Here is a 14595-nt window from a genome sequence, read left to right as displayed (position 1 = left end):
CGCCGGGGCGACCCGCCGGCGGAGGAAAGCGACGACACACCCCCGGCGCTCCGAGCCGGCGTTGGAACACCTGTCGGGTAGCGTCTCCTGGTCCGAATCCCGGCCTACGACAGGAGATGCTCCGCGCATGGGCAAGAAGACGATCCACGTCTCCGACTTCAGTGGTCAGCTGCTGAGCCCCGACGACGAGGTGGCCAAGGTCGTCGTGCTCGAGCACCCCGACCTGGTCGCCGGGCCCGTGCAGCTGGACGCCACCGGGCTGGAGGTGGAGAGCATCGACGACGCGGCACTGGACGTGGCCGTGGTGGAGATCCACGACCGGCACGGCGACGGCGAGCCGCGCCGGGTGGTGCTGACCGCCAGCGAGTTCGACGCCATGGCCACCGATGTGCCGATGGCGCAGCTGCTGCGGACCGCCGAGCGGGTCAAGCCGCCCAAGGCCCGCCGGGGCGCGGAGAAGGTCGACTACGGCACCATCGAGCACGCCGGCAAGCCGCACCGGGGCCGGGTCACCGAGGAGGAGGCCCGACTGGTCCGGGAACGGCTCGACGAGGTCAACAAGCGGCTCGCCGACGCCGGCATCCGCCAGGTCGACCCGGCCGATCCCGAGCACGCCGCCCGGTACGGCTTCCCGACCGCCGACTGATCCACCGGCGGACACGCGCCCCGTGCCGCGGGCCCGCCGCCGGCTCGCGCCCGGGCGGCGGGCCAGGCGGCGGGCCGGACGGGCAGGCCAGGCGGCAAGCCGGGGCGGCGTGCCGGAGGCCCGTCAGGCCATCTTCCGGGCGGTCTCGGCCAGCGCGCTGCCGATCGCCGCCTCCATGGCCCCCTTCTCCAGCCCGAGCCCGGCGAGCGCCCCGTCGCCACCCTCCTCCTCGAGCAGGGCGAGCAGGATGTGCTCCGTGCCGATGTAGTTGTGGCCGAGCCGCAGCGCCTCGCGGAAGGTCAGCTCCAGGACCTTCTTGCCCCGCGCGTCGTAGGGGATCAGGTCCGGCACCTGCTCGACCCGTTCCGGCAGGGTCGCGGTGACCGCCTCGCGGAGCTGCTCCAGCGACACCCCGCGGGCCTCGATCAGCTTGGCTGCGAGGGCGTCCGGATCCGCGAGCAGGCCGAGCGCCAGGTGCCCCGGGCCGATCTCGGCGTTCCCGGCCGCCCGCGCCTCCTCCTGCGAGGCCACCACCACCTGGCGCGCCCGGTGGGTGAACCGGCCGAAGCCGGCGTTGGGGTCCAGCGCCGCGGCCGTCTCGGCCTTGGCGGCCGAACGCTTCTGCGCGGCCTGCTTGCTGACACCCATGCTGCGGCCGATCTCCGTCCACGAGGCGCCGGAGCGGCGGGCCTGGTCGACGAAGTGACCGATCAGATGGTCGGCGACGTCGTCGAGGTGGTCGGCGATCACCACGGCGTCGGCGAGCTGGTCCAGCGCGTCGGTGCGCGCTTTCTTGATGCCCTCGATCAGGTCGTCGAGGCGTACCGGGTGGGTCATCTTGAACGGTTCACTCATGCGTCAACCATAGGTTGACGACGTCAGGTCGTCAACCCTTGGTTGACGCTCATCGGGTGCCGAGCCGGTCCACTCCCCCAGCCGCGTTTCGCGCCGTGTACGTCCAGTCCGTCTCCGCGTCGGAGAACGCCATGACGAAGAACTTGGCCGCCCCGCTTCCGCCCGGCATGGCGCGCGCCGGCACCACGACGGGATCCCGACCGGCTGCCGAGGCCTCCACCGAGCCGACCGTCTCCCGCAGCGGCCCGTAGGCGAACTCCGTGACGCCGGGGCCGGTGCCGTCCACGTAGGCGCCACTGCCCGGCTCCGTCGCCCAGCCGCCACACCCACCGCTGTAGCTGCGCTTCATCGCCGCGTCCCGCAGGTCGAGGCAGAGCTCACCGGCCTCGTTCCGGAAGGCGACCAGAGTCCAGCCGCCGCCGTCCACCACACCGGAGGCGAGCGCCACGGGCTCGGTGCTCCGGTCGCCGGAGCAGCCGACGAGCCCGACGCAGGCGACCGCCACGCCGGTCAGCCCGGCCAGCCACCTGCGCCGCTGACGTCCGCTGCCCACGGCTGACGAGCCTCGTTGTCTCCGCGCCACAGCGCCCCTCCGCGTCCGTCCACAGCGTCGCACCAATCGGTCGAGGAGAACGGTACCGATGAACGGGAGACGCCGATATGGCCGGCCGGGTCGCGGCGGGGCCGCTCCGGGAGAGGAGCGGCCCCGCCGTTCGGCGTTCAGCCCATTCGATCGGTCCGGCCGGCGTCCAGGATCACCTGGTACGAGCTGATTCGCACGGGCGACAACGTCAGTCGCTCGTGGGCGAGCAGCTCACCCGTCCCCGGGTCGAAGATCAGCAGAGACTGCGCGTCGTGTTCGCGGTCGTCGACGGTAACGGCGACCCCGGCCCGACCGGCCCGATCCGTCACCTGCCCCCGCCAGCGGAAGCCGGGCATGTCAGCGAGGACCCGCAGGACCTCCGCCCGGATCGCCCGCGGAACGACGTACTGCCCGTAGAGGGTGCTGACCTCCTTGCTGGCCGCCCCCGGCCCGTACCTGACCTTGAGCAGTTCGCGCAGCCGCGACGGGTCGGCCGGCGGTGGCGTGAGTTCCATCGGCGGCAGCGGCATCATGGCCGGACCCGCTGCGGCGCCGACCGCCGGACCCGAGTCCAGGTTGCCCCGCCAGTAGTCCCGGGACTCCTGGTCGGGGTACTCCGGCTCCAACTGCTTGTTCACCTGGCCGCCGGTCCCGTCCGCAGCCTGCCAGACCTTCGTCTCGCTGGCGAAGGCGACGTGGTAACGGCCGTCGGCGGAGCTCATCACCGGATCGCCCCACACCTTCGTGTGGTGGTACGTGTACCGCCCGCCCTGGTGGTCGTACTCCGCGTCCTTGATCCTGCCGGCCAACGCGCGCAGGTGCGGGCCGGCCGCCGGCGGGTCGGCGGCGAACTGGTACGACACCGGCACGAGCACCGACCCCGCCGCGCTCCCCGACCCGCGCGGACCGTCCGTTGCGGGCCTGTCGAACGGCTGAAGAACGGCCACGGCACCGGCCGCGACGGCCAGCGTCCCCGCCGCCAGGACCAGCCGGCGGGCCGGGCGTACCCGGCGGCGCCGGGCGGCCATCGCGGTGCCGCCGGCCTGGTTGATCAGGTCGTGTGCCGAGACGCGCGGCGGTGCGACGGCGGCGGTCCGGGCCGGGTCGGCCGGGCCGAGGAGGGTACGGGTGCGCTCTGCTCCGAACATCACAGTTCCTCTCGCGTGGCGGCCAGCGCGGGCTGGGGCCGCGGCTGGGCGGACCGGTCCGACATCGCTTCGGCGAGGCGGCGGCGGGCGCGATGCAGGCGCACCGCCGCGGTCGCCCGGGTGCAGCCGAGAACCTGGGCCGCCTCGGACACCGTCAACTCCTCCCAGCCGACCAGCCGGAGGATTTCCTGATCCAGTTCGTTGAGAACGGTCAACGCGGCCAGGACGTCGGTGACCCCCACGGTGGCGTCGGCACCCGACGAGCCGGCGACCCCGGCCAGGTCGGCACCGGTGCTGGGCAGGACGTCGGGGGCGCCACGTCGCGACCGCCAGTGGTTCGCGAGGAGCCGGCGGGCCACCCCGTACAGCCAGGGCAGGCCGCGGTCCGGCACCTCCTGGCGACGGCGCCAGGCGACCACGAAGACCTCCTGGGCCAGCTCCGCCGAGGCGTCGGCGTCCGCGAGCCGGCGCAGGCCGTACCGCACAACATTCGCGTACTCCGCGACGTAGAGGCTGGTGAACCAGCCCTCGTCGCGGTTCCTCGGTGGACCCACCCGAACCTCCATTGCCTCGGCGACTCTCACCCAGGTTTGTGTCGCGACGGGTCCAACGATTACCGCCGAGCCGGCATCAGGGTATGGACGTCACCGGCTCACCGCCGGCGTCGATGGGGCGGGTGCCGTTCACGAGGAGGGCTCCTCGATGCTGACGGCCGTGGTGGTGCTGCTGACGCGGTAGGCGTGGGTGTGGCGGGCGGGCCAGCCGAGGAACCGGTCGAACATGTCGGCGGCGCTGCCCGTGACGCTCGGGTTGAGCCGGTGCAGGTCGTCGATCGCGTCGTGCAGGCAGCCGGCCAGATAGAGGAACAGGCTCACCTGCGCGTCCCGGTACTCGGCGGTGAGGGCGAGCTTCGCCGCGCCGCAGGGCCAGGGCTGCCCGCACCGGCGGCACAGCCACAGCGGGCGCATCGGCAGATGCTCCACCTGGGCCGGTGCGGGCCGGTTCGCCGCGAGACGGCGTCGCTGCCCGGTCACCGCCGATCACCCGCACGTTCCGACCTGTCGCCGATCGGCACGTCCATCTGGATCTCCTGCCGTGAGGTTGCCGCTGACCACCGGGCGCCGCCGGGGATCGGCGCGTCGGCACGTCCAGGCTGGTCTGGGCGACGCACGGGCGGAATGTCTCGCCGGTGCACCCACGGTGCACCGGCGGTCACCCGGTGTACGGCTACCATCACCTCCACCGATGACTGTCCGTGCCGGAAGGACGTGCGATGGCGACGGTGACGACCTGGACCGGCCAGGACGCGAACGCGCTCCGGAATGCGTTGCGGATGAGCGTGACGGCCTTCGCCGACCACCTCGGCGCGGCACGGCGGACCGTGGCCAAGTGGAGCAGCCAGGGCGACAAGGTGATCCCCCGCGCCGACATGCAGGCCGCGCTGGACACCGTGCTGTCCCGAGCCGCGCCTGAGGTGCGGGAACGCTTCGAGGCGCTGCGGATGGGCGGGGCAACTGCGGGTGCCGCGCGGCCGGCCGCCGGCACGGACGCGGATACTGGCGATGACGGAGTTGATGGCTCGGGTTCGGATGGTGATGTGCGACGCAGAGACCTCCTGCGCGGGGCGGCGATCGGCGTCGCCGCCACCCCCGACGTCACACCGCTGCTCGACGCGCTCTGCTCGCCCGCGCTCCCGGACGCGGCGGCGCTGCCCTTCTCGCACTTCACCCGGGCCGTCGGCGCCGCCAAGGCCGACTATCAGGCCTGCCGGTACGAGCGCGTACTCGACCGGCTCGTGACGCTGCTGCCGTCCCTCGAATCGGTGACGTCCAGCGCGGATGGCGAGCGACGGCAACGGATCGCGGCCCTGGCAGCCGACCTCTACCACGTCGCCGGCAGCGTCCTGCTGAAGCTGGGCGATCGGGGGATGGCCCTGATAGCAGCCGAACGCAGCACTCGGGCCGCTGCCCTGAGCCAGGACCCGGTGGCGATCGCCGCGAGCGCCCGGATCATGACCCATGCGCTGATGGGCAACGGCCACGACGCCCAGGCGGTGGCACTCGCCGGCAACGCCGCCGGCTCGCTCGACCGGGACACCCGCCTCGCGTCGACCGATGCGGTGGCCGTCTACGGCGCTCTCGTGCTGCGAGGGGCGATCGCCGCCGCCCGCCGGGATGACCGGGACACGGCACACGCGATGCTCGATGAGGCGACCCGCGCGGCAACCCGCCTCGGCTACGACGGCAACGACCGGTGGACCGGTTTCGGCGTCACCAATGTCCTGCTGCACCGGGTCACCATCGCGCTGGCCCTCGGCGACGCCGGGACAGCCATCGCAATCGCCCGCACGGTGCCGCTGGAGAAGGTGGCGCTGGCCGAGCGCAAGGCGTCGCTGTTCGTCGACGTGGCACGCGCCTACACCCAGTGGGGCCGCTACGAGCACGGCCTCAGCGCGCTACGCACCGCCTACGAGGTGGCACCCGAGGAGATCCGGTGCCGACCGACGGTCCAGCGCATCGCCAGAGACCTCGCCGCGCGCAGCAACGGGTCTGCCCGCGCCGCCGCGGTCGGCTTCGCCCACAGCGTCGGGATCCGGTTGTGACCGACGGTCACCTCCAGATCGTCGTCTGCGGCGCCGGTCCGGCCGCCGACGTGGCCCAGCTCGTCAAGGCAGCCCAGGAACGATCCTGGACGGCGGCGGTCACCGCCACGCCGAGCGCGATGGACTTCATCGAACCGCAGCCGCTCGAGAACCTCACCGGGCATCCGGTCCGATCGACCTACCGGTCGTCACCCAACACCGGACGGTCGCTTCCCGCGACCGACGCCCTGATCATCGCCCCCGCGACCTACAACTCGATCAACAAGGTCGCCCGCGGTCTGGCCGACAACTACGCCATGACCTCGGTCGCCGAGCTGATCGGCAGGCAGGTGCCAACCGTCATCGTCCCGTTCGTCAACGCCGCCCTCGCCGCGCGGGCGCCGTTCCGGCACGCCGTGGCCAGCCTCCGCGACGAAGGGGTACGCGTCCTGCTCGGCGCCGACGACCAATGGGAACCGCACCCGCCCGGCAGCGGCAACGAGCGACAGCGAGCCTTCCCCTGGACGGTGGCTTTCACGACGGCGGTCCGGCTCGCCCACGAAATTCGGTCGGCCGCTGCCAGCCGGCCCCGATCGTGACGCCGTCCGGGCCCGCCCTGCCAGCGGCGCCTGCTGACCTCAGCACACCCCCACACCACCGTGGACGGGCGGGTCGGCCTCACCGCAACGCCAGCGTGACCTGCCCGGTCGCCGCCCCGGACGGGTCCACCACCAGGGTGTACGCCCCGGAGGTCGGCAACACCGCCGGCCCGAGTTCACCAGCTCCGTTGATCACGCAGCCGGTGGTGACAGTGCTGCCGTCCGGCGCGCGCAGCGCCAGCACGCCGCACTGGTCCGGCAGGTTCGAGGCGGTCGCGCTCACCGTCACCGACGTGCCGGCGGCGGCGGTGAACCGGTAGCCGGTGACCGCGCCGGGCCGGTCCACGGCGGCGACGACCGGCGGCCCGCCGAGCGTGACCGTCGCCTCCCGGTCCCGGCTGGTGACCAGCCGCAGCGTGGTCGCGCCGGTGCCGCGTTCGGTGGGGTCGACGACCACGGTGTACGTCCCGTCGGCGGGCAGCAGCGTGCCGTCGATCTCGCCGGCCCCGTTGATCACGCAGCCGCTGACGAGTTGCCGTCCCTCGGCGTCCCGCAGCTCCAGCGGTGAGCACTGGTCGGTGAGCGTGCTCGCGGGCACCTCCACGTAGACACGCTCGCCCTGCTGGCCGGTGAACCGGTAGCGGGCCCGCGCGCCGGGTTGCTCGATCGTCGCGGTGACCGCCGGACCGTTCGGTTGCACCGTGCCGGCGCTGTCCCGGGCCAGGTACACCCGCACTGCGGCGCGGCCGGTGTCACCGGGCGCGGCGGTGACCCGCAGCGAGTACCTGCCGGTGGCGGTGAGGTCGACGCGATCGACGTACCCGCTGCCGTTGATGTTGCAGCCGCTGGCGACCTGCCGACTGTCCGGGTCGGTGAGCACGTACGGCGAGCAGCGGTCACCGATTCCCGGTGCGGTGGCGTCGACGAAGACGGCGTCCCCTGCGTGACCGGCGAACGTCAGCGGCTCGCCGCCGGGCGTGAGGGTGGCGGTGGCGACGGGTGCGGCGGGGATCGGGGCGCCGGCCGGCGGTGCGACCCGTTCGGTGGTCGCGCCGGCCACGGCGAACTCGGGGCGCCCGCTCACCGCGACGTCGAAGACGCACTCGGCGAGCTGCGCGGGGGCGGTGACGCCGGCCCAGCGGCAGATCTGCTCGGCCGTCGCGCGCCGGGCCGGGTCGAGGTCGCCGACGGTGACCTCCCGCTCCGGGAACGCGCGATCGGTGAAGGTGCCGGTGTCCTGCCCGTCGTCGTAGTGCAGCAGCGAACGGTCCGGGGCGATCCGCCAACTGTCCGCGTACCCGGGGTAGAGCTTCCCGAACGGCACCGGTTGGACCAGCGCCGCCCCGGAGGCGGGCGCGATGTCGTCGGCCGGGTCGCCGTCGAAGTCGCCGAGCAGTCCGCGTACCTTTCCGGCCCGGCCGTCGGCCAGCCGGACCAGCACCCGGTAGCCGTAGCGGCCGATCTGGTCCACCGCCGCCGCCGAGCCGTCCGGCCAGGTCACGTCGTACCCGTCGGTGGGGCCGGTGTCCGACGGGCGGCGGGTGAGGCTGCCGCCGCCGGCCAGGTCGGTGCGGTCCGGGAGCGCGGGCCGCGGCGCGCCGTCGACGTGCACCCGGGTGCCGCCGTCGGTGAGCGTCAGCGCGACCCGGTGCCCGCCGACCCGGAACCCGACGGCCGAGTTGACCGAGGCGGTGCGGCTGCCGGCCATCGGCGCCTGGCGGACCTGGACCTCCAGCGGGTCGCCGGCGGTGGCCGCGACCAGCGTGAACTCGCCGACGGCCTGGAAGTCGTAGGCGACGTGGTCGAAGGTGACCAGGTGCGGGTCGCCGTTGCTGCCGCCGCAGTCGGCGCCGTCCTCGCAGAGCTTCACCGGCCCCTTCGGCGGGGGCGTCTTCTTCGCCGGCTTCTTGCACTCGTCGAGGCTCTTCGGCAACGGGTTCCCCTTGTACCCGGTGCGCGGTGGCAGACCCTTCGCCGCTCGGTAGCGGTTCTCCGCGAACGTCGCCTTCACCTCCGCGGTGGGGATCCCGGTGCTCCCGCACTGGCCCGGCGGGACCGCGTCGCGGGAGATGTCGTCGGCGTGGTTCAGCTCGTGGTAGAGCGCGGCGCAGGGGTCCCGGGCCACCCCGTCGTCGTACGGGTCGGTGGAGGTCGGGTTCCAGGTGACCGTGGACGAGCCCTTGCCGTCGGCGCTGTCCGGCGTCTCGAACGCGCCGGAGCCGCCCGGGGTGGGGATGATCCGCACCTTCGGGCTCCTCTTGTCCGTCAGCCGGGGCAGCAGGCCGGACGGGTCACCGCCGGGCGCGGCGAACCCCTTGAGGCAGCCGTCGACCGCGGCCTGGAAGTCGACGCCGCTGACCGGCACGCCGGCGGTCGGGTCGACGGTGTAGTCCGCGTGGGCCGGCCGGGACGTGCCGCCGACCAGCGCGCCCACGGCCACCAGCAGCAGGGCCACGGCGGCGGCGGTCGGCCGCCGGCGGCGGGCCCGCAGCAGGACCAGGAGCGCGCCGAGGAGCAGCACCAGCAGCAGCGCTCCGACGACCGGCCAGAGCCAGCGCGGGCCGGGCGGGCCGCCGTCGCCGACCGTGAACGTGGTGCTCCGCAGCGCCGTGGCGCCCGGGCAGAGGTTCGTCGCGCCGGTGACCGGCAGCGTCACGTAGCCGGCCGTTACCTCGTACCGGCCGGGGGCGTCGACCGGCCAGAGCGAGTCCAGGCCACCGCCGTCGTCGGTGGCGGCCACCGAGCGGAGCACGACGTCCCCGGGCGCGCCGCCGTCGTGCAGCCGGACACCGGTGAGCGCCACGGTCGCGGTCGCGCCGGGTTCGACGGCGGTCAGGCCGGCGCCGGCCGAGGCGGTGATCCCGTCGTCGTAGAAGCTGCGGGTGAGCGCCGGCGTGAGGTCGCGCCCGTCCCGGCGTACCCCGGTGATCTGGACGGTGCCGACGGCGCTGGTGGGCAGCGCGCACGCCGACCCGGTGGAGTTCGTGACGGTGAGGTCGAGGCGGACCTGGTCGCCGGCGCGATAGTCCGTCTGCCCCGGGCGCAGCGCCAGGCCGAGGCCGCCGTCGGCGGGCGCCGCGGCGGCGCTCGCCACCGGCGCCACCAGGGCCGTCACCAGTACGGCGAGCCCGGTCACGGATCGCAGCGTCCACCTCATGGTGGGGACTGTAGGGGCGCGGGCTCGCGATTCCCGTGCTCTGTCGGGGACCGGTCGGACGGGCGACGCTCAGTGTCGGCGCTGCGGCAGGACGAGCAGCGTCACGGAGTTCGCCGGGTACGTCGCGCTGACGCCGCCCCGGGTCACCCGCAGATCCTCGCCCCGGACGATCGAGGTGAGATCGGCCGGGCCGTAGCTGAACCGCTGCGCCTTGTCCCCGCCGTGGAATCCGGCGAGCGCCAACCGTGAGGTCAGATCCTCGCCCGTCTTGTTGACCACCATCACCGTGAGCGCCTTGTCGGACGAGCGTTGCGCCGCGTAGACCGCGAGCTGCCCCTGGTCGCTGCTGACCGCCGACACGCTCAGGTCGCCGAATCTGCTGCCGGCTCCGTCGTAGTTCCGGTACATCCGGAACGCGTACGCGCCGGGGTCGGTCGGTTTGGGTTCACCCCAGATGGTGGCCAGGTCCAGACCCTCGCGCCCGAAGATGCCGAGTACGTCGGCCTGGGCGAGCGCGCCGTTGATGTCGTCCAGCGCGCCCCAGTTGTATTCGGTGATGGCGACCTTGGTGCCCGGGTAGTACTGCGCGACCCATGCCTTCATCTGGCGGATGAACTGCAACGGCGGCGCGTTCACCCCGCCGGGGCCGATCCACGACTCGTCCACGTACGTCGGATCCCACAGCGATCGGGTGGACCGCAGCCGCAGCGCGTTGGCGTCCGGGTCCTTACCGCCGCTGATCTGCGGGTAGTAGTGCTGGTCGAAGTAGTCGAGGAAGCGTTTCCCGCCGTGGGCGTCGCTGAAGTCCTTCATGTTCTTCAGGTACCACTGCGACAGGTTGAGCCCGCCGTGCGCCGCCGCGTCCGCACCCGGCCCGCATCCGTCCACGCCGGACGCCACCCATTCGCAATAGCCCCAACCGGACGGGCCGAGCACGGCCGCGCGCGGGTCGGCGGCCTTGATGGCCGCGGCGGTCGCCGTGCCCTTGCCGCCCAGCTCGTCGTAGCTCACCGGCTCGGGGTGCACGTCGCGATGGGTGGAACTCCACAGCACCGGCTCGTTGTCGAGTTCGTAGATCGGTACGCCGCCGCGCGCCGCCGGGCCGAACTGGTTCACGAGATGCGACACCATCTCGCCCGCGAACGACGCGTCCGCCGGGATCGAGGTGTCCGTGGGGACCGCCCCGGTCAGGTTCGCATCGGCGTGCCGACCGTTGCCACAGTTCGGGTCCCACTGGTCGAACGAGTCCTGCTCGGGAAAGCGGGTGGCCGGGAAGCCGCAGGCGAACGGGTGCGACGACGGCGAGTCCTTCGCCACCCAGCCGATCAACGGCACGGTGACCACCTGCCTGGTCCCCGCGTCCCGGTTCCGCTGGACGAACGCCTCAAGGGTGTTGTCGGGCCCGGCCACGATGTTCTCGAAGTACCAGTCGCTGCCCGTGTTGTAGGTGTGGTTCTTGAAGTTGTAGCGGCTGCTCGCGTTACCGCCCCAGCGCGCCACCGGCGTGCCGAGTTCCGCGACGAGCGCGGGGTCGCCGCCGTTCATGCCGTAGACGTCGGGGCTGATCCGGTGCCGGGCGGCGGACACGTCGACGGCCAGGGTGAGCCCGGTGGCGGCCGCCGCCGGGTCGGCGACGGCCTGGGTGGTGAGCAGCCCCGCCACGAGAGAGCCGGCCACCCCGATCACCGTGGCCGGACGTGGCTTGCGCGGTCGTTGCACACCCATCAGGGACTCCTGCCGCCGATCAGCCCGGGACGGGCCAAGCTCGCATATATATTACTGACTGTCTATATCAAGTCAATCGAGCCGCATCGATCGATGTCGGGTGCCGTCGGGGCGCGAGCGCGCACCGGACCGGCATCCACCACGACGACGGCACCGCGCGCCCGGTCCGTGACTCCCGAGCGGCCCACCCGCCACCGGACACGACAAAGGCCCCGACCCGGGGTGAACCACCAGGTCAGGGCCTTGCTCGTTGGTGCGCCGCCAGGGACTCGAACCCCGAACCCGCGGATTAAGAGTCCGCTGCTCTGCCAGTTGAGCTAGCGGCGCTCGCTGACAACGGGACGAGACGTTAGCACAGCCGCGGCGTCCCGTGTCCATCAGCCACCCGCCGGCCCGGTGCGCCGGTCACGGGGTGGTCAGCACGTACAGCTGCAGGGGTTGGGCCGGCGGTGTCTGGTCCGCCGGCCGGGGCTGGTCCTGGTTCGAGGGCATGCTCTCCCAGCGCAGCACGTACGTGCGGTCACCGGCCACCGAGGTCGCGGTCCGCACGCCGATGCCGGGGAACGTCGACCGCACCTGGGTGATCTCGCTGGGCAGCACCGGATCGGGCACGTCGGCCACGACACTCATCGAGGACGGGTCGACGATCAGCGACCGCTTGACCCCACGGCACGTGTACGGCACCCGCAGCCTGCCGTCCGGGAGCCCACTGGCCGCGGACTGCAACGAGACGGGGAACGCCAGGGTGCCCGACCCGAGGATCTCCCACCGGCCGGTCCAGCTGGTGAGCCGGGTGATCCGCCAGCCGCCCGCGCCGTCCGGCTGGGCCGCGTAGAGCTGGTTGCCCAGGTCGGCGTCGTACTTCGTGTAGGTCACCACGACCCGGTCGGCGGCGTCGAAGCCGAGCCGGACGTTGCCGTTGACCACCCCGCCGTAGGTCGGCACCGGGTCGATGACCTCGGACCGGAGGTAGGTCAGCGGCAGGGCCAGCGGCCGGCCCGCGCTGTCCTCCCAGCTGACCAGGTCGCGGCTGCGGGCGTACGACGGCATGCTCGAACTGCCGGCGTCCGGGGTGTCCCGCCAGACCAGCGCCAGATGCCAGTAGCCGTCCGGCCCGCGCAGCGGACCCTCGGGGTAGCCGTTGCGGCCGGCCCCGTCGACGAGTGGGCGGCCGAGCAGGCTGGACCAGGTGCGGCTGACCGGGTCGTACCGGTTGTAGTAGTTGGCACCGTCGCCGCTGACCCCGTTGCGGTAGCTGAACAGCAGGTCGCCGTTGGTGTGCCGGAGGAAGCGCGGATAGGTGACCGACCCCTCCACGGAGCTGTCCACCATGGTGGGGATCCGGGTCAGCGTGGACACGTCGCCCGGCACCGAGGTGCGGAAGTAGACCAGCGGCACGGCGTGCATGTTGCCCGCCACGTGCAGGTTGCCGGTGCTGTCCAGCGCCATGGTGATGCCGTTGTGGCTGTCCCAGCCGAGCGTGGAGTCCAGCGTCCGGCGCGTCCAGGTGGTGCTGTCGAGCGAGCGCTTCGCCACCGTCATCCGGCGCTCGGCGTCGTAGTACGCCAGGTACTGGTCGGTGTCGGTGGTCAGGACCGCCTGGTCGACCGGGTGCCCGGCCCAGGTGGTCCCCACGTCGATGACCTGGCTGACGGTCCGGGACGCACCCGGCAGCGGGTAGTCGGCGGGGGCGCGGGGCGAACAGTCCAGCGGCCCGGGCTCGGCGGGGACGACGGCCGGTTCGTTGCTGGTCTGCGCGGCGAAGAAGGGCAGGCTCACCGAGCCGCCCTGCGAGTACACCCCGGTGCCGCCACCGGTGAGCAGGTCCCGCCAGCGCAGCCCCACGTACCGGTCGACGGCCTGCCCGGCCGGCACGCCCGCGCCGTCGATGGCGATGTGCACGCCGGTGCCCCGGTTCTTGGCGTCGACGCTGACGCTGAGGGTGGTCCCGGGTGGCGCGGCGACGCCCCCGCCGGCCAGCAGCGCGTCGGACGCGCCGGCCGACGACCGGGTCATCCGGACCAGCTGCCACTGGGCCTGCCCGCCGTCCGCCTGGGACTGGCCGATGCGCAGCACGTAGTAGGTCTGGGTGCCGTCTCCGTGATCAACGATGTTGAAGGCGACGCCGGTCCACGGCCGGTAGGTCAGGGCCGGCTTGGGCAGGGTCAGCGACGTCTTGAGCAGGAACGTCGCGCCCAGGGTGAGGCCGCTCGGGTACATCAGGCGGTCTGCGGTGCCGGACGGGACCGCGGCGCCGCCGGCCAGGCGCCAGGTGCCCCGGGCGACCCGCCAGCCGTTGCCGACCGCCCCGTCGGCCCGGTCGAACCCGTCGTGGAACGAGCGGTAGCCGGGCGAGGTCGTGGCGGTCACGGTGAAGTCGCGCAACCCGACGGTGCCGGCCTGCGAATAGAGCCCGACGTTGCCGCCGCTGAGCCGGTCGGCCAGCCGCAGCGGGACGGTACGGTCCGCCTCGGCCGCGCCCGTGGTGATCCGGACGGCGGCTCCCCTGCCGTCAGCCGTCGCGGTCACCCGCAGGCCCAGCGCGCTGCCGGGGGCGGCGGCGAGATCCCCCTCGCCCAGCAGGTCGGTGTCGGTCGCGCCGGCGGAGTGGTCGATACGCACCAGTTGCCACCGGGCCCGCGCCCCGTCGGCCTGGCTCTGCCCGGCCCGCAGCGTGTAGAACGTCTGGGTGCCGTCGGCATGGTCGATGACCTGGAAGGCGATCCCGGCCCAGAGCCGGGTGGAGCCCGCCGGGGCGGGCAGCACGAGCGAGGTGGCGATGTCGTAGCTCGGGCCGAGGAACAGCGAGTCCCGGACCAGCACCCGCTCGGCCGGGCCGGTGGCCTGGGCGGCGCCGGCCGCGATCGACCAGGTGCCGCGTGGCGCCACCCAGCCGTTGCCGACCGGCCCGTTCGTCCGCTGGAAGTCGTCGCTGAACGAGACGGTTCCCGCCGCGGCCGTGCCGGTCGCGGCGTCCGCCGAAGCGCCACCGGCCGCGGCGGCCGGCCCGCCGCCGGCCAGCAGCGCGGCCACCGCGACGGCGAGCGCCCGGACCGGCCCGGTTCGTGGGCGTCGGCTGGGCACGCTGCGGTTGGCGGGCATGACCGGGCTCCTCTACGACGGCGCGGGGCAGCCCCAGCGGACGCGCGGGGCGAGGAGTGATCGATTGTACGGATCCGGCCGTTCCTCTGTGGACCGTCGAGGCGCGCGGACGGCGGACCGGCCGGTGGTCGTCGCGATTCACCCGAAGGGTGGCCGAGCACCCCCACCGGCCCACGCGAAAGGCCCCGGCCGGCACCGC

General features: G+C 73.4%; 11 protein-coding genes and 1 tRNA gene. 3 read left to right on the top strand and 9 right to left on the bottom strand.

Translation table 11 applies throughout. The features are described from left to right. Positions 1-127 precede the first annotated feature (127 nt). A complete protein-coding gene (locus ACIBPB_RS26050; protein WP_396842084.1) occupies positions 128-646 on the top strand; it encodes a hypothetical protein in 519 nt (172 codons plus the stop codon). A gap of 123 nt (positions 647-769) precedes the next feature. Here ACIBPB_RS26050 and ACIBPB_RS26045 read toward each other — a convergent pair whose 3' ends face one another. From ACIBPB_RS26045 to ACIBPB_RS26025, 5 genes are all read right to left on the bottom strand, one after another. After that, entirely contained in the window at positions 770-1501 is a 732-nt protein-coding gene (locus tag ACIBPB_RS26045) for a Clp protease N-terminal domain-containing protein (RefSeq protein WP_396842083.1), read from the bottom strand. Between the two features lie 49 nt (positions 1502-1550). Further along, the gene (locus tag ACIBPB_RS26040) at positions 1551-2054 is read right to left on the bottom strand and encodes a hypothetical protein (protein WP_396842082.1); all 504 of its coding nucleotides are present in this window, start codon (positions 2052-2054) and stop codon (positions 1551-1553) included. Between the two features lie 167 nt (positions 2055-2221). Next, positions 2222-3232, bottom strand: a complete 1011-nt coding sequence (locus ACIBPB_RS26035) for a CU044_5270 family protein (RefSeq protein ID WP_396842081.1) — start codon at positions 3230-3232, stop codon at positions 2222-2224. Further along, positions 3232-3786, bottom strand: coding sequence for an RNA polymerase sigma factor (locus tag ACIBPB_RS26030; protein ID WP_396842080.1), 555 nt, complete (start codon positions 3784-3786; stop codon positions 3232-3234). Before ACIBPB_RS26030 ends, ACIBPB_RS26035 begins: the two co-directional genes overlap by 1 nt. A 129-nt stretch (positions 3787-3915) precedes the next feature. Next, entirely contained in the window at positions 3916-4266 is a 351-nt protein-coding gene (locus ACIBPB_RS26025; protein WP_396842079.1) for a hypothetical protein, read from the bottom strand. A gap of 239 nt (positions 4267-4505) precedes the next feature. Between ACIBPB_RS26025 and ACIBPB_RS26020 the strand changes: the two genes are divergently transcribed. Both ACIBPB_RS26020 and ACIBPB_RS26015 read left to right on the top strand, forming a co-directional pair. Continuing rightward, positions 4506-5834, top strand: a complete 1329-nt coding sequence (locus tag ACIBPB_RS26020) for a hypothetical protein (protein WP_396842078.1) — start codon at positions 4506-4508, stop codon at positions 5832-5834. Next, on the top strand, positions 5831-6412 hold the full coding sequence (locus ACIBPB_RS26015; protein WP_396842077.1) for a flavoprotein: 582 nt from the start codon (positions 5831-5833) through the stop codon (positions 6410-6412). The genes ACIBPB_RS26020 and ACIBPB_RS26015 overlap by 4 nt, the downstream gene beginning before the upstream one ends. Positions 6413-6491: 79 nt before the next feature. On the opposite strand, the gene ACIBPB_RS26010 is transcribed toward ACIBPB_RS26015, so the two are convergent. From ACIBPB_RS26010 to ACIBPB_RS25995, 4 genes are all read right to left on the bottom strand, one after another. Continuing rightward, complete coding sequence (locus tag ACIBPB_RS26010; RefSeq protein ID WP_396842076.1) at positions 6492-9569, bottom strand: VWD domain-containing protein; 3078 nt, start codon at positions 9567-9569, stop codon at positions 6492-6494. Positions 9570-9638: 69 nt separating this feature from the next. Continuing rightward, complete coding sequence (locus ACIBPB_RS26005; protein WP_396842075.1) at positions 9639-11294, bottom strand: glycoside hydrolase family 44 protein; 1656 nt, start codon at positions 11292-11294, stop codon at positions 9639-9641. 251 nt (positions 11295-11545) lie between these two features. Then, positions 11546-11621: transfer RNA gene (locus ACIBPB_RS26000), tRNA-Lys, on the bottom strand. 78 nt (positions 11622-11699) lie between these two features. Continuing rightward, positions 11700-14396: a BNR-4 repeat-containing protein gene (locus ACIBPB_RS25995; RefSeq protein WP_396842074.1), complete on the bottom strand. Its 2697-nt coding sequence runs from the start codon at positions 14394-14396 to the stop codon at positions 11700-11702. Positions 14397-14595: the final 199 nt, after the last annotated feature.

The sequence above is a fragment of the Micromonospora sp. NPDC049836 genome (assembly GCF_044465125.1).
Taxonomy (GTDB): domain Bacteria; phylum Actinomycetota; class Actinomycetes; order Mycobacteriales; family Micromonosporaceae; genus Micromonospora.
The sequence above is the reverse complement of the archived record's forward strand: the minus strand, read 5'-3'. Positions and strand labels throughout refer to the sequence as shown.